This window comes from Pseudonocardia petroleophila (genome assembly GCF_014235185.1).
Classification (GTDB): domain Bacteria; phylum Actinomycetota; class Actinomycetes; order Mycobacteriales; family Pseudonocardiaceae; genus Pseudonocardia; species Pseudonocardia petroleophila.
In genome coordinates this window covers 2,013,718-2,030,906 of record NZ_CP060131.1, presented here as the reverse complement: position 1 = coordinate 2,030,906, position 17,189 = coordinate 2,013,718, and the positions used below count along the sequence as shown (strand labels likewise).

Below are 17,189 nucleotides of genomic sequence, written 5' to 3'. Positions count from 1 at the left end.
GGTGTTCGGGCTGCTGTCGAGCAGTGCGGCGATTCCGGCGGAGCTCGCTCCACCTCGGTAGAGCCGGGCGACGCGTTCGGCATCGATCGGTCGGGCAGCCGAGCGGCGGTGGCAGGAGCGGCACCGTGGGCGGTAGCGGAGGAGGTCGAGGCTGTAGCGGTAGCCGCGTGGCGGGTCGGTCCGCTCGTCGGGATCGGTGCCGTCGTAGGACCACAGTTGGGCCGGGCGGGGGCATTCCGCGCAGGCCCGGCCTGCGGCCGGGCCGCGTCTGGCCGTGAGCCTGCGACGGACGGTGAAGTAGCTCGGTGCCACCGAGGCGTCGCGGATCGGGTCCTCGGGCCGGAGAGTGCCGCGACGGGCGCGGCGCCAGTGCGGCCGGCACCAGCCGCGCGCGTGATGGGGGCGCCCGCACCCGGGCACGCTGCATCCGGTCATCGGCTCCCCCGGTGCTGCGTGTACTCGGCCCGCTCGGCCTCGGCGAGCACCTGCTCCGTGGGCGCAGGCCCGGCCGTGCGGGTGGCCACCCAGCAGGCGGCAACGGCGGCCTGGTGCCCGGCGAGCGGCGGCGGGACCGGCTCAACGACGTCGGCACGGCGCCCGTTGCGGTCCGCGTGACGCGACAGCGAGCACTTGCCGAGAAGCCCGTTCACGCGACGCTCGACCCCGGGGCGTTGACGGTCGTGCCAGTCCCCGACACGCATCCACGAGCCGCCCTCGGGGCTGTAGGCGTCGGCGTGCGCCCGCCGCAGCCACCACAGCTCCTCGAGGACCTCGGGGTGCCACAGCCAGCAGGAGGACAGCTGCGCCCGGGTGTAGCGGACGTACACGTGGCCCACCCAGTCCACCAGGTCGGCCACGTCCCGGACGGCCTGCTCGACGTCGGTGGCGAGCAGCCAGGACCGGACCGGTGGCGGGCCGGTGGGCAAGTCGGGGTCCGCGGCCGGGGCCGGCGGTGGGGCGAGCGCTGTGCGCAGTGCGGCGACGTCGGACGCGAGCTGCAGCAGGTTGGTGTCCATCGTGTCGATCCGGCGCAATGCGCGCGCGAGGGATCGGCCCAGCGCGGCGACCGTGGGATCGGGCGCGGTCATCGTGACCCTCCCCTCCGTCCGCCGGGTGGTGCGCAACGCCGGGCCGGGACCACGGCGGGCGGGAGCCGCCACCCCGCGCCGCGCCGTCGCTGCGCCCGCCCGAAGCGCGGGCGGTGGTGGCGGGTCATCGCGCGTCCCCCCACGGGTCGTCGTTCTGGCGGCGGACCTCCGGCGGCGGGAACGGGATCACCTGCCCGGGGACGACGGGCGGGCCCTGGTAGCGGACCGGACCGCCGTGCCCGGTGACGCGTACCCGCAGCGCCGTCCAGCGCGTGGAGCACCAACCGGTCGCCGCCCGGCGACGGGCGACGACCCACGTCCGGGCGGGCCGGGTGTTGCGGGCGACGGCTGTGGCGGTGCGGGCGACCTGTCGGCGCCGCCAGGCCCGGGCGCGGACGGTGAGGGCGTCGGGATGGTGGACGGCGTGGACGTCGGCTCGACGCCATGCCTGCTCGGCCCGTCCGACGACGGGCGGCATGTCCCGGCGGAACACCACGACCCGCCCGGCCGGGAGGTTCGCCAACTGCGCGGGCCCGAGAACCGGGACCCGTCGGGTGGTGCGGGACGCGACCCGCCCGTGCATGTCGGTGGTGGTCGTCGGTTCGTCCCGCTCCCCCGCCAGCGTCGACCAGTAGTTGAGGTCGTCGCGGTCGGCAGTGCCTCCGAACAGTGCCCGTGCTCCCGAGTTGTTGAGGGTGACGGCGGCCTTGGCGACCCCGTAGCAGTCCACCAACTGCGCCCGGCTCTGGAAGCAGGCCACGATCGAGATGCCCCGCCCGCCCATGTCCGCACTCCACTTGTCGAGCGGGATGGGGCAGATCAGCGCGGCCTCGTCGAGGCGCAGCGACAGCGGCGGGTCGAGCCGGCCGCCGGGCTGCCGGTCGGCGAGGCGGCGGGCCTGCCGGGCGATGTAGCCGGTGAGCGCGCAGACCAGCGGGGCGACCTGCGCCTCGTCGCCGCCGAGCATGTAGACCGTCGCCTTCGCGGCGAGGAGCGCGGTGACGACGAACGGCCGCCCGCCCTCGGCGATCGGCCGCGCGGCCTCCCTGGCCGGGGCGTGGGTGAGCCAGCCGATCGCGGGGGCGATGGTGGACGTGATCGACGTGCGGGTGCGCTCGTTCGTCCCGATGAACTGCCGGACGGCGGCCTCGAACGCCGGCTCCGGGCTGCGGTTGCGCAGGAGCAGCAGGATGCGCTGCTGGTGGTCGTCCAGCGCGGACAGCCACGTGCCGACGTCGGCCATCGTGTGCCCGCCGAGTGCGGCGGCGTGCATGAGTGCGGCGAGGTTGCGGCGGCCCTGCTCGTCCCAGAACTCGCGGTCCGGCCCGCCTCCGCGGTTGACGGCGGCGATCATGTCGGCGGCGCGCTCGTTGGCGGCCGCGGGGTCATCGCAGTCGGTGAGCGGGTCGAACGTGATCGACGACGGGAGCCCGCCGAGCCCGACGGGGTTGAACACGGACACCGGCCCGACGCGGGCCCGCAGGGCGGCGGTCTGGTTCAGCAGGTCCATGCGGGTGCTGGTGACGAGCACGGCGCCGGGGGCGTCGATGATCCGTCCGGCCAGCCACTGCGACTTGCCGACACGCGGGCCGCCGAACGCGAGGACGACGTCCTCGATCGAGGCCCACACCCTGAGTCCCGCGACCCGGCACAGCTCGACGGCCACCGAAACCGCGGGGAGCCGGACCAGCTGCACGAGCCGCGCCCGCCGCGAGCTCGCGCGCAGCGACGGCCGGACGTGGGGGGTGCGGCGGCGCATGGCCAGCGCCGATCCCGAGCGGACGATGTCACCGGTCGACGCGACGCCGGCCTTGCGGCGGGCGCTGCTGCCCCAACGGGTGACCGTGGCCATCGTGCGGCCGTGCCGCATCCAGAGCCAACCCGCGACGGCCACCAGGAGCGCGGCGAGCAGCAGCGGATGGGAGGTGCGGATCAGGGCCCACCCGGGCAGGGCCGCGAGCACGGCGGATCCGAGGGCCACCGCGCGGGCGCCCCGGCGATGGGAGATCGCGGCGATCGCGACCAGGACCACGAACAGCGTGAGCAGGGAGGTGTTCATGACGGCGTCCTTCCTGAGCCGTTGACCGCGAGGTCGTGGGGCTCGGTGCGGGTGCGGTCGAGTAGTTGCCGGGCCTCGTACTCGCTGATGCCCAGCTCGCGGGCCAGCCGTCGGCGGCCCGCCCCGGCGGCGATCAGTTCCCCGACCCGTTCGGTCGGCTGTGTGGGGTCCTCCGACTCCGGGGCGCCGTCCTCGTCGACGCGGCCGACGAGCACGGCGAGATGTACGACGGCCCCGAGGACGGCCGGAGCGACGGCGGAGACGATGACGACGACCCACCAGGCCGGGGCGAGCGCGAACGCGGCCAGGCCGTGTCCGAGCGCGTTCGCGGCCACCGACAGCGTCAGCAGGGCGAGCGCGAGCGAGCGGGCGAAGATGCGGGCGGAACGCGCAGTCCGTCCGCCCAGCCACACCAGCGAGCCCGCAGCGGCGCCCGCGTCGACCACGACCGGGAGGAGCCAGGCCAGCTGCGGGGAGAACCCGCACACCAGGGCCAGGTCCCGCAGGGCCGCGAAGGAGAGCACTGCGGCTGCTCCGGCGACGATCGTGAGCAGGCCGTAGAGCACCACTCGGGCGGTCACCGGTCCGCTCCCACCGCGTGTGCGACCGCCGTGGCGACCGCGCGGGCGTTGGCCGGGCCCATCGCCCGGAACCGGAACCGGTCCGTCCCCAACGTGATCGCCAGGTCCAGGACCGCCAGCTCCGTCGACGACCCGGTGTCGAACGCGCCGTTGTCGAACGCCGTGCGGGCGGCACGGAAGTCGATCCACCACCCGCCATCCGGGCTGCGGTTCACGCACGCCCGCAGGAAGTCCGCGCGGCGCGGCCACACCTCGTGCGCGAGCAGCAACCACACCGCGGCCTGCACGTGCGGGTCATGACCGTCGATCCACCGGTGCAACCCGTCGACCACGGCCCCGCTGCCGCCGATCACGCGCACCCGGTCCGGCGGGGTCATCGGGGCACCTCCGCCGACGCGGCATCCTCGACACCGATGTGGCTGATCGCGTTCCAGTAGCGGTCCGCCGACCAGATCACCGCGCCCAGGCCGTCGGCGACGGCCTCCATCTCGACCGCGGCCGCGGTGAGCCGCTGGTGCGGGTCGACCTCGCCGGAGTCGTCGTAGACCCCGCGCTGCTCGCCGTAGCGCTGCACCTGCCGGTCCAGCAGACGGGCCAGATCGTGCAGGGCGCGCAGGGTGGCGACCATGTCCCCGCCCAGCGCGTAGAAGTCGCTGTGGTCCGCCGACGCGTCGAGCTGGTGACGGACGGCCGTCACCCACGCCTCGGCGCCGGCTTCGCCCAACTGGACCGCCTTCGGTCGGTCGTCGTGCTCGTCGGGGGTGTTCATCTACGCTCGGTTCCCTTCCGCTCGTGTCCCTGCCTGGGTTGCTGTGTGGGAGATCTGGAGGGGAGCCCGGTGGCCGCCGGCGCTCCCCTCCGTCCTGCGTCGGCCGCGCGTTCCGGACGTTGCGGTGCGGGCCCACCGCTGGGCGGTGCGCAGGCTGACCAGGAACGTCCCGGCCACCTCGTGCACGTCCATCCCCGCGGCGAGCGCGGCCCGGCCGGCCCGGGTGACCTCGGCGCGCGTCCCACCAGCGGGTCGTTCCGCTGCGGGGCGGCGGCGTCGGGCGCCGCGCCGACGGGTCCGCTCCTGGCGGCGCTCGTGCTCCGTCATCCCGCCGGCGATCCCGTCCGGGAGGCGGGTGAGCGCCCAGTCGAGGCACTCGGTACGCACCGGGCAGCCGTTGCACACCGCCTTGGCGATCCGTACCTGCCGATCGACCTCCCGGCCCTGCACGGCCGTCGGGAAGAACACCTCCGGATCGACCGAGCGACACGCCGCCCGGTGCCGGAAGTCGTCCGGGTGCTGGTGCCCGGCCACCGGTTCGCGGAGGGTCGCCCGTGTCGACGCGGCGGTCATCCCACTGCCTCCGGCCCACCGGTGAGTGGCTCCGACGCCTGGGAGACCGACGACATGAAGTCGGTCAGCATCCCGGGCAGCCCGGCCCCGGCCGGGGTGGAGATGAAGAGACCGAGCGCGATGAGTGCGAAGAGGATCGCCCCGCCCGCGCTGCGCGCTTTGGCGCAGATGACCGCGCCGACGACGGCGAAGAAGATGAGCACTCCGATCGTCCCCACGACTCACACCACCCATCCGGCGGCGTCGACGACGGTCTGCTCGGCCGTGGCGGTGTCGGCCATCGCGTCTACGGCCTTCGCCGGGACGATCAGCCGGCCGCGGATGCGGACGGCGGGGAACTCCCCCGCGGCGATGGCGCGGTAGAGGGTCATCGGCGACATGCCGAACATGGCGGCGACCTGGGCGACGCTGTAGAACTTCGGCGCTGCCGTGACCACCTGGGGCTGGAACTTCCTCATTGCTTCTCTCCTGACTCGGGAACCACCTGAGGACTAACCGTAGTACTAATATTAGCACTCACGTTGGCCGGATGACCTGCAGTTGCCTTCGACCTGTGGATGGGGCGCTAGCCTCGGTACTGAAATCAGCAGGTACGGAGGCACGCGTGACGAAGGACTGGGACGGCGTCGCCGCTGCGATCCGGGCACGCATGGCCGAGATCGACATGACGCAGGCGGACCTCGCCGCCCGGGCCGGCGTGGCGCTCATGACCGTCCGGGAGCTGCAGCAGAACCTCCAGCCGCGGCGGCGCAACCCGCGCACGCTGGCCGCCGTGTCCGAGGCCCTCGGCTGGCCGGGCGATCAGATCGCCCGGATCCTGGAGGGACAACCCACCGCGGACGTCGACCAGGACGATCCGGTCCTCGCCGAGCTCGACGCGGTCAAGGCGGACCTGACTGCGATCTACCGACGGCTCGACGCCATCGAACGTCGGCTAGGTACCGGCGACGAGCCCTCCTGAGCTGCTCGACGCGTTCCAGCGCCGCCACGACCTCCGCGCGGAGTTCCTGAATCGCCCTCGGAGTGTCGGGAGGCTGTGGTGCACTGGGGTTCATGCCGATGACGATCGCGACCCTGGGCGGGACAACGCAGGTCAAACGCCCGGCACCGCACGGCAGAACCCCGGCATTCGAGCGGTAGGCGGCGGAGGGACCGACCATGACCGGCGTGCAGGACGCGTTCGACGAACCGTGGGGCCACCGCCTACGCCGGTGGCGCAGCGAGACGATGAACTGGTCGCAGGAGGAACTCGCCGCCCAGGTCGTCCGCGTCGCATGGGAGCGCAAGGAGGAACGCGGCACGTCGCTGGACGCGCGCCTCATCAACCGGTGGGAGAACGGCCGCGTCAAGCGACCCCAGGCCGTCTACCGGCGACTGCTCGAGCAGCTCGGCGCGCCGCCGCCCGGCGAGTCCGGCCCCGCGATAACCACGCCCCGAATGCCGGGGACTTGCCCTGTCGATGCCCCCGAACCGTCCCTAGCGTCGGTGACGACCGCTGACGACTTCGACCTGGGAGACGGTGACCCCTCGGTGCAGCGACGCGACTTCCTCCGCACGGGCTCCACGCTCGCGATCTCCGGCCTGCTCGCTGCGGTCGTCGGCGGCGGGACCGGCGCGGGCAGTGCCACGCAGGAAGTCGTCGACGAGCTGCGGCAGCGCCTCGTCAGCCTCCGCAAGCTCGACGCGACGCTCGGCGGCGGCGACACCTACCGGCTCTACGCAGCGGAAGCGGAGCTGACCGGCCACCTGCTCCGCGAGGGTGTCGGCCGGGAGTCGGTGCACCGCAGCCTCCTTGCGCTGCACGCCGAGCAGTCGCAGCAGGCCGGCTGGGCGGCGTTCGACGCGGGCTGGCACGGCGACGCGAGTGACCACTACCGGCGAAGCCACGCAGCGGCGGCGGAGGCGGGCGACGCAGGACTCGCTGGCAACGCCCTGGCCTTCCACGCCTACCAGCTGATCGGCCTCGGACGGCCCGCCCGAACAATCTCGGAGAAGTCGGTGCACGCCGCAGACCAGCCGGGCGTCGACCCCGGAGTCCGCGCACTGCTCCTGTCCCGCGCCGCCTGGACGTTCGCCCTCGACGGCGACGCGGACGCCACGGCCCGCTGCCTCGGCCGGGCGGAGGATGCCCTCGCGCTCGCCGACGGCCGGACGCCGGACTACGCGGCCTGGATCGACGAGACCGAACTCGCGATCATGACCGGCCGCTGCTGGAGCGAACTCCGCCGCCCGCTCCGGGCGGTCCCGGTGCTGGAGTCCGCGCTCGCGCACTACAGCGACTCGCACTCACGAGACAAGGCGCTCTACTCGTCCTGGCTCGCCGAGTCGTACATCGATGCCGGCGAGATCGAGCAGGCCGCGGCCGCGGTCGAGTCGAGCCTCACGGTCATGGGCAACGTCTCTTCCGTCCGACCGCGCGGGCGGCTGGTAAAGGTCGCAAGCCGCCTCGCCGAGCACGGCGACCTACCCGTCGTTCGCGACCTTCTTGGCCGTCACGCGCTCAACCCACTCGACGTACGCCGCTGACGCCCGGGCGATCGGGACTGCCGTCACCTCGGGGTTCCGCCACTCATGGTGCTCGATGAGGTGCGCCTCCAGCTCGTCGTAGCGTTCCTCGGTGGTCTTGAACGAGACCACCCACTCTTTACCCTGCCCGAACTCGCCGCCGTGCCAGAACACCGATGCGACGGGACCAGATACTTGCCCGCCCGCGGCGAGACCAGCTGAAGTTGCGGATTCTGCGAGTCGAAGTCCCGCCTCGCGCGTTGGGGCGGCGGTCGAGACAGTGAGAACCTTAGTCACGACGATACTGTACGGCGGGTGCTGACTACATGGCACTCAACTTCTCAGGTAGCGGGCGGACCAGCCTTTTGTCTAGTCCAGAACGCAACCAGCTTCGCGCTTAGCAGGATCAGCTCGTCAGACTCAATACGCCCCATTCGTGTATCATTGATCGTTGGGCATACGAATTCACCGGTTTCATCGGCTTCGAGATGCTCTGGGAATAGCTGGAACGTCAGCTCGAAGTATTGCGCGGGCAGCCAGTAGGGATCCGTAAAGGAGAAGAAGGCGGCGCCGAACTCACCGATCTCTCCAAGGTACATGACCTCCGACGGGGCGAGTTCACGGGCCTTCAAAACCAAGTTTCTGGCCTTGTCCGCGTTCAGTAAGGTCATTGCCTTCAAGGGTGCAAACTGCAGCCGCTCGACGCGAGATTTGCCGCTGTTGGTTCTCTTATCTAGGACACAGCCATGCGTCAGCAGGATCGCCGGCCCGTTGCTGACGCGGGGCCGAACTGTCCCCCTTCCTTGCAGCGCTACGTCAACGACTGGCACGTCTCGGAATATGTCACCTTGACATAGCCACGGCAGGTGAGGGCGCATTGGCCTACTTCCGTCAACATCCTAGGGCAGCTTCACCATTCATCGTCGGCCTCAACCAAAGGAACGAGATTCATAGGCGCTAATGGCGCCTCAGGGCCGTCGTAGAAGTCTAACGCCCTCGTCATAGACGATGGCACAACGGGCCTCGTAACAAGGTGTCGCGCACCACGACTACCGCCGCTTAGCTGCTGACCTAGAGCCCGTTGTGCATCGTCAAGGAAGTGAGAGGCCGACGCCGTGAACCTTACCCCGTCGTCGCGCACCCCGAAATCAAAACCACTAACTGCTACTGGCATCAGCTAATCAGCCCCCTTGTCGCGTCGGTAATGCATGCCTCGAAGACATAATTCTTCATTAAACGCAGATCAGCTAGGGCGGTCCAAAGATCGCCATCTTCTTGAAAGTCCTCCACTATCCTGGTCGCTCGCCAGCAATCGATGTCGAGAACGAGCGAAAGCTCGTCTTCTTTTCCAGGTGGAGCAATGGTTGATGTGATGGTCGCGATACCATCGTACTTCTGCACCGGAACCTGAACCTGCAGATAGTAGCCTGCAATCATTTGCGGCAGATACGGTGATAGGTTGACATTAGTACGAAGGTAGTCACTGATCTCGATATGTCGACCAGCAACATCGATCCTGTTGATGTACCGAACACCGACTCGGTCAACAGACTTTGGAACGATCTGACTCAAGAACCTAGCCCAATGCGTCCCCACCTCTTCCTGAAAGTTCGTCCAGTTCTCGTAGTTTCCGACCCACGAGAAGGCGAATCCGTCCAACTTGACGAAGACTTTCCTCGCCTCATCATCGCGGACATAGCAGTATCCGACGACAGATCCGGTAGTCTCCCCACGAAAGTCGCTACCAGATACGTCTATAGTACTCTCTGCGTTAAAAAGCTTCTGCGACTGCGTATAGTCGTCCTGATCTGCCATCACGGCAGCAAGGTCATCTAACGTCACATTCTCTGCGAGTGAGCAGCGAAACTCGATAACGGCTTCAACAATGCACGCCCGGTCGTAATGGAGGTTGGTTGACGGTAGCTCCATCTCAACCTCTGGGAGAAACCGACGAACGTTGTTCATCCCGCCTCATCCCCTGTCCAGAGCAGCAGCAAGTAGCGTCCCACCTCGTGATCGTAGGCACTCGTCACACAGAGTGCTTTTTGACCCCCTCAAGTCACTTTGCGTAGCGACCATGTGGCCCCTGTCATAGACTTAGCTTCAGTCTAGTGCGCAGCTAACGAAGCGCACCACGAATCGTGACGCTGTGCGCAGCTCGGTCTTCTCCGACAGCTATTGCTGCTAGCCCACCGAGGTGGGCAGCTGCACCAGCACGGCCTCCATCCCGGGCTCGATCAGCTCACGAGAGCTGGGGTGGCGGACGACGCGGCATTCGAGCGCTTAGACGTTCCGCTGCCCGCTGATCGGCCTCAGAGACCCACGCCGAGTAGGTCTTGAGCGTTGTAGTTCCGCCGCCACCGTGTCCGAGCCGACCTGCGACCGTCCGCGGGTCAACACCTGCGGCTATGAGCTCAGTGGCCGAGTAGTGGCGGAGGCGGTGGAACGTCGTCGCGATGTCGAGGCGCACGGCCAGGCGGTCGTACCGCTGGGTCACGCTGTCCGGGATCGGGAAGGTCGAGCTGTCGGGCGAGCCGGAGAACAGGAAAGCGCTGGCCGGCAGAACGAGCCCGAGGGAAGCGGCGCGAGCACGAGCCCGCGAGATGTGCTCGCGCAGGATCTCCGCCGTCTCCACGTCGAGCGCGACCCGGCGCTGCTGGTGTGTCTTCAGCTCTGCCTCGACGAGCACACCGTGCTCCTTTCGGATCGCCCGGCGAAGCCACAGCGTCTCGCGCCCCTCGTCCAGGTCCACCGACAGCAGGCGGATCGCGCACAGCTCGCCGCGGCGGGCACCCGTCGTCATCGCCGTCCAGACCAGCGCGCCCCAGTCCGGGTCCTTCCACGACTCCTCGACGATCCGCGCCGCCTCCCGCGGTGACGGCGGCTGCGGGTTCGGCCGTGGCGCGGGCGGTGGCGACGCCATCGTGACCGGGTTGATCCCGACCCACCGCCACCGCACGGCGCGCTCGAACGCGCCGGAGAGCAGGAAGTGGACGTGCCGGACGACCGACGCACCAAGGGGGCGGCAGACGTGCGGGCGGGTGCAGCGGCGGTCGCACGCGTGCTCGTGACGGCTCCAGTGCTGCGGACCGCGCTTGCCGTTGCAGTGCAGCCGGCACCGGCGGAGCTCGGCGTACAGCGCGTCCAAGATCTCCGCGTCGAGCGCCCCGACCTTCACGTGCCCGATGAACGGAGACACGTGGTTGCGCAGGTAGCTGCGATAGATCGTCAGCGTGTTGGGGGCGCCGTCGAACTGGTCGAGGTAGCGGGTGAGGAGCTGGTCGACCGTCGCGGACGTGCGCGGGTTCCGCTTCTCCGCGATCTCGTGCAGGAACCGATCGAGGGTGCGCTTCGCTTCGCGCTTGGCGTCGGGGCCGGGCGGGATGATGGCCACCAGGTCGTGCCGCTTGCCCGTCACCGGGTCGACGCCGGCGTACACCCGCACCCTCAACGCACCGCTACGGAGAGTGCCGATGTTGCCCCTCGCGCGGGCTCTACCTGCCGCTGGACGCCCTGCCATGACGTCAATTGTCCCGCGGTTCGCGGCACATCCCGTGGCACGAGTGTCGCAAAGACGATCTTCTCAGCAGAGAAACCGCTGGTCGGACCTGGAGCCGGAGGTCGGGATCGAACCGACGACCTTTCGCTTACAAGGCGAGTGCTCTACCACTGAGCTACACCGGCCGGTGGGTCGAGCCTAGAGCGTCCGGGCCGGGTCGGCGGTGATGGCCCGGGACAGGCGGTCCAGTGCGGGGGCGGCGGCGCGGAGGTGGGCGGCGTCGGCGGGGTCGAGGTCGGCGAGGAGGTCGGCGAGGATCGCCGCCCAGGCCTCCTCCAGCATCTCCCGGTGCCGGAGCGCGGCGGGGCTGGGCCGCAGTAGGGTGCGGCGCTGGTCGTCGGGGTCGGGGGTGCGGTCGACCAGGCCGCGGGCGACGAGGGCGCGCACGGAGGTGCTGACGTTGCTGGTCTGCAGGCGCAGGGCGCGGGCGATCTCGGAGACCGACGAGCCGGGGCGGGCGCCGATCTGCTGCAGCACCTTCGACTCCGACGGCGGCAGGACGTCGAGCCCCACCTGGGCGACGCCGCGGCGGTGCAGGGACCGGGAGAGCACGTGGACGGCCGCGGCGATGGTCCGGAGCTCCGAGTCGGTCACATCCCGCAGACTACGTGAGCAAGTTATATCTAAAGTCATAACCATGTCGCGTGCCGAGAAGGTCTGGATCACCGTCCTCGCCCTGCTGACGTCGATCGCGCCGCTGGCCACGGACATGTACCTGCCCGCGCTGCCCCGCGTCGTCGACGACCTCGGGACGACCGCGTCGGGCGTGCAGCTCACGCTCACCGCGTTCCTGGTGGGGCTGGCGCTCGGCCAGCTCGTCATCGGCCCGCTGTCCGACGCGCGCGGGCGGCGGCCGCTGCTGCTGATCGGCGCCTCGGTGTGCGCGCTGGCCGGGCTCGGGGCGGCGTTCGCGCCGACCGTCGGGGTGCTGGTGGGCGCGCGGTTCGTCCAGGGCTTCGCCGGGGCGGCCGGGATCGTGCTGGCCCGCGCCGTGATCGTCGACCGGACCTCCGGCCGCCGCACCGCCCAGCTGTTCACGCTGATGATGGCCATCAACGGCGTCGCCCCGGTCGTCGCCCCGCTCGTCGGGAGCGGCCTGGTGGACCCGATCGGCTGGCGCGGGATCTTCGTCGTGCTGGCCGGCCTCGCCGTGCTGATGGTGGTCGGGGTGCTGGTGGCGGTGCCCGAGTCGCTGCCGGTGGAGCGCCGCCGCACCGGCGGTCTGCGCCGCACCGCCGCCGACATCGCCTCGGTCCTGCGCCGCGGGCCCTACGTCGCCTGGACGCTCGTGCTCGCCCTGTCGTTCAGCACGATGTTCGCCTACATCTCCGGCTCGTCGTTCGTGCTGCAGGACGTCCTGGGCCTGTCGACGGTCGGGTACGCGGCGGCGTTCGCGTCCAACGCGGCCGGGCTGGTCCTCGTCTCGGTGCTCGGCGCGCGCTGGGACGTCGACCCGCGGCGCAAGGCCACGATCGGCGTCGCGATCCTCGTCACCGCGGCGGCCGCGCTGCTGGCCGTCACCGCGGCCGGCGCCCCGGTCTGGCCGGTGCTGGTCCTGCTGTTCCTGGCCGTGTCGAGCCTGGGCCTGATCATGGGCAACGCGACGGCGCTGGCCACCGGCCACGCCCGCGACGTCGCCGGCACCGCATCGGCCCTGCTCGGGGCGGGTCAGTTCGGGCTGGGCGCGGCGGTCTCACCGCTCGTCGGGTCGAGCGCGTCCGCGATGGCGGCGGTGATGCTCGGCGCGTCGGGCCTGGCGGTGATCGCCCTGGTGACGGCGCGGCGGCTCGACCCCGCCGACGCCCCGACGACGCCCGCCGCTGCCGCAGTCTGACGGCCCCTACCCTGGCGTCCATGCCCCGCACGACCCCTGCCGTCACGAGCGGCTGAGCATGTCCGACCAGACCCCCCGCTTCACCCGGCGCGTCCGCAGCAAGCTCCGCAAGGAGGCCCACGACCTGCTGCAACCCGGCCCGCCCAGCGTGCAGCTGCTGTGGCCGATCGGACCCCAGGTCCCCGACGACGCCCGGGTGCAGGAGGTGCTCGACCTCTGCATGCGCGTGGGCGAGGTGCTGCTGTCCAGCGGCGAGAGCGTCGACGAGACGACGGGCGTCATGCTGCGGCTGGCGGCGGCGGCGGGCCTGTCCGCCGTCGACGTCGACATCACGTTCACCTCGATCACGATGTGCTGCCACCGCGGGATGGCCGCGGCCCCGGTGACGTCCATGCGGCTGGTGCAGTACCGCTCGCTCGACCTCACCCGGCTGCTCGCGGTCGGGGGGATCGTCGCGCGCGTCGAGTCCGGCTCCGTCGACGTGCGCACGGCGGCCACCGAGCTGTCCGAGGCGGTCCGCTCGCGGCACCCGTACCCGCGCTGGGTGGCCACGGTCGGCTGGGCGGCGCTGGCCGCGTCGATCGCCGTGCTGCTCGGCGGCGGCTGGGTCACCGGCCTCTACGCGTTCGCCGTCACCGCCGCGATCGACCGGATCGGGCGCCTGCTCAACCGGCGCGGGCTGCCCGCGTTCTACCAGCAGGTCGTCGGCGGGGCGCTGGCCACGGGGGCCACGGTGACGCTGTTCGGGCTGGGCGCGTTCCCGCCGGGCACCCGGCCCTCGCTTGTCATCGCCGCGACGATCACGGTGCTGCTCTCCGGGCTGTCGGTCGTCGGCACCGTGCAGGACGCGATCACCGGCAACTACGTCACGTCCGCCGGCCGGGCGATGGAGATCCTCCTGCTCTCCGCCGGGCTGCTGGTCGGGGTCGTGATGGGCCTGCGCGTCGGGCTCGAGTTCGCACCGCCGCTGGAGGTGGCCGGTGAGCTGCCGACGGGCGTCGGGCGGTTCTGGCTCTCGACCCTGGCCGCCGGGGTGGCCGCGGCCGGCTACGCGCTCGCCGGGTACGCGCCGTGGCGCTCGCTGCTGGCCGCCGCGATCGCCGGGGCCGCGGGCTTCGGCTCCTACAGCCTGCTCGTGCAGCTCGCGGGCATCGGGCCGGTGGCGGCGACCGGGGCCGCCGCGATCGTCGTCGGGCTCGCCGCGGGGCTGTTCCGCCGCGGGCGGATCGTCCCGCCGCTGGTGATCACCCTGGCCGGCATCACCCCGCTGCTGCCCGGGTTCAGCGCGTACCGGGGCTTCTACCAGCTCGCGATCGAGGGCGTCTCCGACGGCCTGGTGACCATCACGCTCGCGCTGGGCATCGGGCTCGCGCTCGCCGCCGGGGTGGCGCTCGGCGATTTCCTGACCCGCCCGCAGCGCCCGACCGGACCGGCCGTCGCGGAGCCCGCACCGGAGGCCGGTCCCGCGTAGGCTCACCGCCGTCGATGACCCGTACGACGAGGAGAGTCCGTGGCCGAACAGAGCGCCGAGTTCGTGGTGGTGGCCAACCGGCTGCCGGTGGACCTGGAGAAGCTCCCGGACGGCACGCAGCGGTGGAAGCGCAGCCCCGGCGGCCTGGTCACGGCGCTGGAGCCGATGCTGCGCAGCCGGGAGGGCGCGTGGGTCGGCTGGCCGGGGCTCGCCGACGCCGAGGCCGAGCCGTTCGTCGAGGACGGCCTGGCGCTGCACCCGGTCATGCTCACGGCCAGGGACGTCGAGGACTACTACGAGGGCTTCTCCAACGGCACGCTGTGGCCGCTCTACCACGACGTCGTCGCGCCGCCGGCGTTCCACCGGCACTGGTGGCAGGCCTACGTCCGGGTCAACAAGCGGTTCGCCGAGGTCGTCGCCGAGGTCGCCGCCCCGAACGCCACCGTCTGGATCCAGGACTACCAGCTGCAGCTGCTCCCCGCCGAGCTGCGCGCGCTGCGGCCCGACCTGCGGATCGGCTTCTTCCTGCACATCCCGTTCCCGCCCACGGAGCTCTACCAGCAGCTGCCGTGGCGCAAGGAGATCGTCGAGGGGCTGCTCGGCGCCGACCTCGTCGGCTTCCACACCCCCGGTGGCGTCCGCAACTTCCGCTGGCTGGCCACCCGCTTCACCGACGCCAGGCCCGGCGCCCGCAACGAGGTCAGCTACGACGGGCGCACCGTCAAGCTCGGCGCGTTCCCCATCTCGATCGACTCGGCGCAGCTCGACGAGCTCTCCCGCACCCCCGAGGTGCAGCAGCGCGCCAAGGAGATCCGCAACGACCTGGGCAACCCCGAGCGCGTCATCCTCGGGGTCGACCGCCTCGACTACACCAAGGGCATCGACGTCCGGCTGCGCGCGTTCGAGGAGCTGCTGCAGGAGGACCGGGCGGGCGACACCGTGATGATCCAGCTCGCCACGCCCAGCCGCGAGCGCGTCGAGCACTACCAGACGATGCGGGCCGGCATCGAGCAGTCGGTGGGCCGGATCAACGGCACGTTCGCGCGCGTCGGGCACCCGGTGCTGCACTACCTGCACCAGTCCCTGCCCCGCGACGAGCTCGCCGCGTTCTTCGTCGCCGCCGACGTCATGCTGGTCACGCCCCTGCGCGACGGCATGAACCTCGTCGCGAAGGAGTACGTGGCGTGCCGCAGCGACCTCGGCGGGGTGCTGGTGCTCTCGGAGTTCGCCGGGGCCGCGATCGAGCTGAAGGAGTCGGTGCTGGTCAACCCGCACGACACCGACGGCGTGAAGAACGCGCTGCACCGGGCCCTGACGATGCCGGCCGACGAGTCGCGCAAGCGGATGCGGTCACTGCGCCGCCAGGTCCTCGCCTACGACGTCGACCGCTGGGCCCGGTCCTTCCTCGACGCGCTGGGGCTGCCGTCGTGACGGACCTCGACCAGGCGGTGCGCGAGATCGCCGCGGTCCCGACGCTGCTCGTCGCCCTCGACTTCGACGGCGTGCTCGCCCCGCTCGTCGACGTGCCGTCGGAGTCGCGGCCGCTGCCGGAGTCGGCCGCCGCGCTCGGCTCGCTCGCCACGCTTCCCGGCACCGTCGTGGCGCTGGTCTCGGGCCGCGGCCTCGCCGACCTCGCCGCGACCTCCGGCTTCGGCGCCCCGATCCGGCTGGTCGGCAGCCACGGCGGGGAGTTCGACGACGGCGGCGCCGTCCTCGACGACGACCAGCGCGCCCTGCTCGACGCCCTGACCGCCGAGGTCACCGCGCTCGTCGACGGCGAGCCCGGGGTGAAGCTGGAGCACAAGCCGGCCGGGATCGCGGTGCACGTGCGCGGCGCCGGGCCCGGGGTCGGCCCCCGGGTGCTCGACGCCGTGCGCACCGGTCCCGCCGCCCGCCCCGGCGTCGAGGCCACCCCGGGCAAGGACGTGCTCGACCTCGCGGTGCTGCAGGTGAACAAGGGCATGGCCGTCGACGTGCTGCGCGAGCGCGTGGGCGCCGACGCGGTGCTGTTCGCGGGCGACGACGTCACCGACGAGACCGCGTTCGCCCGGTTGGGCGCGGGCGACGTCGGGGTGAAGGTCGGCGACGGCGACACCGCGGCGGCGCACCGCGTGGCGGGCCCGCCCGACGTCGCCCGGCTGCTGGAGCTGCTGCTCGCCGCCCGCGACCGGGGCTAGCCGCCCAGCGCGGCCCGCACCTCGTCCTCGACCAGCGGCACCATCGAGGTGGCGTAGGACGCGCTGAGGTGGTTGTCGTCGAGGTAGACCAGCACGTTGCCGATCGCGGCCGGGCAGAACTCCGGCTCGCAGACGCTGTCGGCGATGTCGAGGAACCGGACGTTGTCGGGCAGGTCGTCGAGCGCGGCCCACGGCGGGGACGCGGTGTAGAGCTCCTCCCGCGGGGCGCCGCACCGCGCCGGGTCGCCCTGGATCGCGCAGTCCGGCATGGAGGAGTCGAACCGCGGGTTGTCGCGCACCGCGAGGACCGGCAGGCCCGCGTCGGCGAGCCGCCTCCACTGCTCCACGAACCCCGGCGGGGTCCGCTCGGTGAGCCCGACCCGCACGTCGCGGCTGGCCAGGGTGACCACCCCGGTGGCGCCCATGTCGAGGATCTCCGCGGCGGCCGCGTCGTTCCACTCCACGCACCCGGTCCAGGACGGGTCGACCTCGGAGGCGGTGGAGAACGGGCACGCGCCCAGCAGGATGTGGGCCAGCTGCCAGCCCTCGTCGGCGGCCACGGCCTCCAGCACG

Annotated in this window: 20 protein-coding genes and 1 tRNA gene; 6 read left to right on the top strand and 15 right to left on the bottom strand. The window is 71.6% G+C overall.

The genetic code is table 11. The annotated features are described in order from the left end of the window. Positions 1-431: 431 nt before the first annotated feature. The 8 genes from H6H00_RS10260 to H6H00_RS10225 form a co-directional block, all read right to left on the bottom strand. Positions 432-1,088 (bottom strand): hypothetical protein, encoded by a 657-nt coding sequence (locus H6H00_RS10260; RefSeq protein WP_185721060.1) that lies wholly within the window; start codon positions 1,086-1,088, stop codon positions 432-434. 124 nt (positions 1,089-1,212) lie between these two features. Next, positions 1,213-3,147 (bottom strand): type IV secretory system conjugative DNA transfer family protein, encoded by a 1,935-nt coding sequence (locus tag H6H00_RS10255; RefSeq protein WP_185721059.1) that lies wholly within the window; start codon positions 3,145-3,147, stop codon positions 1,213-1,215. Then, the gene (locus H6H00_RS10250; RefSeq protein ID WP_185721058.1) at positions 3,144-3,728 is read right to left on the bottom strand and encodes a DUF2637 domain-containing protein; all 585 of its coding nucleotides are present in this window, start codon (positions 3,726-3,728) and stop codon (positions 3,144-3,146) included. Before H6H00_RS10250 ends, H6H00_RS10255 begins: the two co-directional genes overlap by 4 nt. Continuing rightward, positions 3,725-4,105, bottom strand: coding sequence for a hypothetical protein (locus tag H6H00_RS10245; RefSeq protein ID WP_185721057.1), 381 nt, complete (start codon positions 4,103-4,105; stop codon positions 3,725-3,727). The genes H6H00_RS10250 and H6H00_RS10245 overlap by 4 nt, the downstream gene beginning before the upstream one ends. Further along, positions 4,102-4,497, bottom strand: coding sequence for a hypothetical protein (locus tag H6H00_RS10240; RefSeq protein WP_185721056.1), 396 nt, complete (start codon positions 4,495-4,497; stop codon positions 4,102-4,104). Before H6H00_RS10240 ends, H6H00_RS10245 begins: the two co-directional genes overlap by 4 nt. Next, entirely contained in the window at positions 4,498-5,031 is a 534-nt protein-coding gene (locus H6H00_RS32975) for a WhiB family transcriptional regulator (protein WP_425566800.1), read from the bottom strand. A gap of 35 nt (positions 5,032-5,066) precedes the next feature. After that, the gene (locus H6H00_RS10230) at positions 5,067-5,288 is read right to left on the bottom strand and encodes a hypothetical protein (RefSeq protein WP_185721054.1); all 222 of its coding nucleotides are present in this window, start codon (positions 5,286-5,288) and stop codon (positions 5,067-5,069) included. A 3-nt stretch (positions 5,289-5,291) separates the two neighbouring features. Next, positions 5,292-5,528 (bottom strand): helix-turn-helix domain-containing protein, encoded by a 237-nt coding sequence (locus H6H00_RS10225; protein ID WP_185721053.1) that lies wholly within the window; start codon positions 5,526-5,528, stop codon positions 5,292-5,294. Between the two features lie 191 nt (positions 5,529-5,719). On the opposite strand from H6H00_RS10225, the gene H6H00_RS10220 reads away from it, so the two are divergent. Further along, positions 5,720-6,031 (top strand): XRE family transcriptional regulator, encoded by a 312-nt coding sequence (locus H6H00_RS10220; RefSeq protein WP_185721052.1) that lies wholly within the window; start codon positions 5,720-5,722, stop codon positions 6,029-6,031. Between the two features lie 197 nt (positions 6,032-6,228). Beyond that, the gene (locus H6H00_RS10215) at positions 6,229-7,596 is read left to right on the top strand and encodes a helix-turn-helix domain-containing protein (RefSeq protein WP_185721051.1); all 1,368 of its coding nucleotides are present in this window, start codon (positions 6,229-6,231) and stop codon (positions 7,594-7,596) included. Here the strand turns inward: H6H00_RS10215 and cutA are convergent. The 6 genes from cutA to H6H00_RS10185 form a co-directional block, all read right to left on the bottom strand. Beyond that, the gene (gene cutA / locus H6H00_RS10210) at positions 7,534-7,872 is read right to left on the bottom strand and encodes a divalent-cation tolerance protein CutA (RefSeq protein WP_185721050.1); all 339 of its coding nucleotides are present in this window, start codon (positions 7,870-7,872) and stop codon (positions 7,534-7,536) included. The genes H6H00_RS10215 and cutA overlap by 63 nt on opposite strands. A gap of 44 nt (positions 7,873-7,916) precedes the next feature. Continuing rightward, a complete protein-coding gene (locus H6H00_RS10205) occupies positions 7,917-8,405 on the bottom strand; it encodes a hypothetical protein (protein ID WP_185721049.1) in 489 nt (162 codons plus the stop codon). A 343-nt stretch (positions 8,406-8,748) separates the two neighbouring features. Further along, on the bottom strand, positions 8,749-9,540 hold the full coding sequence (locus H6H00_RS10200; protein WP_185721048.1) for a TIGR04255 family protein: 792 nt from the start codon (positions 9,538-9,540) through the stop codon (positions 8,749-8,751). Between the two features lie 277 nt (positions 9,541-9,817). Beyond that, positions 9,818-11,020 (bottom strand): site-specific integrase, encoded by a 1,203-nt coding sequence (locus H6H00_RS10195; protein ID WP_255425673.1) that lies wholly within the window; start codon positions 11,018-11,020, stop codon positions 9,818-9,820. Positions 11,021-11,184: 164 nt separating this feature from the next. Beyond that, positions 11,185-11,259 (bottom strand) — tRNA-Thr (locus H6H00_RS10190). A gap of 13 nt (positions 11,260-11,272) precedes the next feature. Beyond that, entirely contained in the window at positions 11,273-11,728 is a 456-nt protein-coding gene (locus H6H00_RS10185; RefSeq protein WP_185721046.1) for a MarR family winged helix-turn-helix transcriptional regulator, read from the bottom strand. Positions 11,729-11,771: 43 nt separating this feature from the next. Between H6H00_RS10185 and H6H00_RS10180 the strand changes: the two genes are divergently transcribed. From H6H00_RS10180 to otsB, 4 genes are read left to right on the top strand one after another with little or no spacing between them, the layout of a single operon-like run. After that, positions 11,772-12,968, top strand: a complete 1,197-nt coding sequence (locus H6H00_RS10180; protein WP_185721045.1) for a multidrug effflux MFS transporter — start codon at positions 11,772-11,774, stop codon at positions 12,966-12,968. 58 nt (positions 12,969-13,026) lie between these two features. Beyond that, the gene (locus H6H00_RS10175; protein ID WP_185721044.1) at positions 13,027-14,439 is read left to right on the top strand and encodes a threonine/serine exporter family protein; all 1,413 of its coding nucleotides are present in this window, start codon (positions 13,027-13,029) and stop codon (positions 14,437-14,439) included. 39 nt (positions 14,440-14,478) lie between these two features. Then, positions 14,479-15,870, top strand: a complete 1,392-nt coding sequence (locus H6H00_RS10170) for an alpha,alpha-trehalose-phosphate synthase (UDP-forming) (protein WP_185721043.1) — start codon at positions 14,479-14,481, stop codon at positions 15,868-15,870. Then, the gene (gene otsB / locus H6H00_RS10165) at positions 15,867-16,616 is read left to right on the top strand and encodes a trehalose-phosphatase (RefSeq protein WP_185721042.1); all 750 of its coding nucleotides are present in this window, start codon (positions 15,867-15,869) and stop codon (positions 16,614-16,616) included. The genes H6H00_RS10170 and otsB overlap by 4 nt, the downstream gene beginning before the upstream one ends. Here otsB and H6H00_RS32225 read toward each other — a convergent pair. Then, positions 16,613-17,188 carry an SGNH hydrolase domain-containing protein gene (locus H6H00_RS32225; RefSeq protein WP_255425672.1) on the bottom strand — a complete coding sequence of 192 codons (576 nt, stop codon included), beginning with the start codon at positions 17,186-17,188 and terminating at the stop codon, positions 16,613-16,615. The two genes, otsB and H6H00_RS32225, sit on opposite strands and share 4 nt — an antisense overlap. Between the last annotated feature and the right edge of the window lies 1 nt (position 17,189).

Excerpts from the sequence above, each read along its gene's own strand:
- H6H00_RS10260 (WP_185721060.1), bottom strand. The coding sequence starts at position 1,088 with ATGACCGCGCCCGATCCCACGGTCGCCGCGCTGGGCCGATCCCTCGCG.
- H6H00_RS10255 (WP_185721059.1), bottom strand. The coding sequence starts at position 3,147 with ATGAACACCTCCCTGCTCACGCTGTTCGTGGTCCTGGTCGCGATCGCC.
- H6H00_RS10245 (WP_185721057.1), bottom strand. The coding sequence starts at position 4,105 with ATGACCCCGCCGGACCGGGTGCGCGTGATCGGCGGCAGCGGGGCCGTG.
- H6H00_RS10240 (WP_185721056.1), bottom strand. The coding sequence starts at position 4,497 with ATGAACACCCCCGACGAGCACGACGACCGACCGAAGGCGGTCCAGTTG.
- H6H00_RS10225 (WP_185721053.1), bottom strand. The coding sequence starts at position 5,528 with ATGAGGAAGTTCCAGCCCCAGGTGGTCACGGCAGCGCCGAAGTTCTAC.
- H6H00_RS10220 (WP_185721052.1), top strand. The coding sequence starts at position 5,720 with ATGGCCGAGATCGACATGACGCAGGCGGACCTCGCCGCCCGGGCCGGC.
- H6H00_RS10215 (WP_185721051.1), top strand. The coding sequence starts at position 6,229 with ATGACCGGCGTGCAGGACGCGTTCGACGAACCGTGGGGCCACCGCCTA.
- H6H00_RS10200 (WP_185721048.1), bottom strand. The coding sequence starts at position 9,540 with ATGAACAACGTTCGTCGGTTTCTCCCAGAGGTTGAGATGGAGCTACCG.
- H6H00_RS10180 (WP_185721045.1), top strand. The coding sequence starts at position 11,772 with ATGTCGCGTGCCGAGAAGGTCTGGATCACCGTCCTCGCCCTGCTGACG.
- H6H00_RS10175 (WP_185721044.1), top strand. The coding sequence starts at position 13,027 with ATGTCCGACCAGACCCCCCGCTTCACCCGGCGCGTCCGCAGCAAGCTC.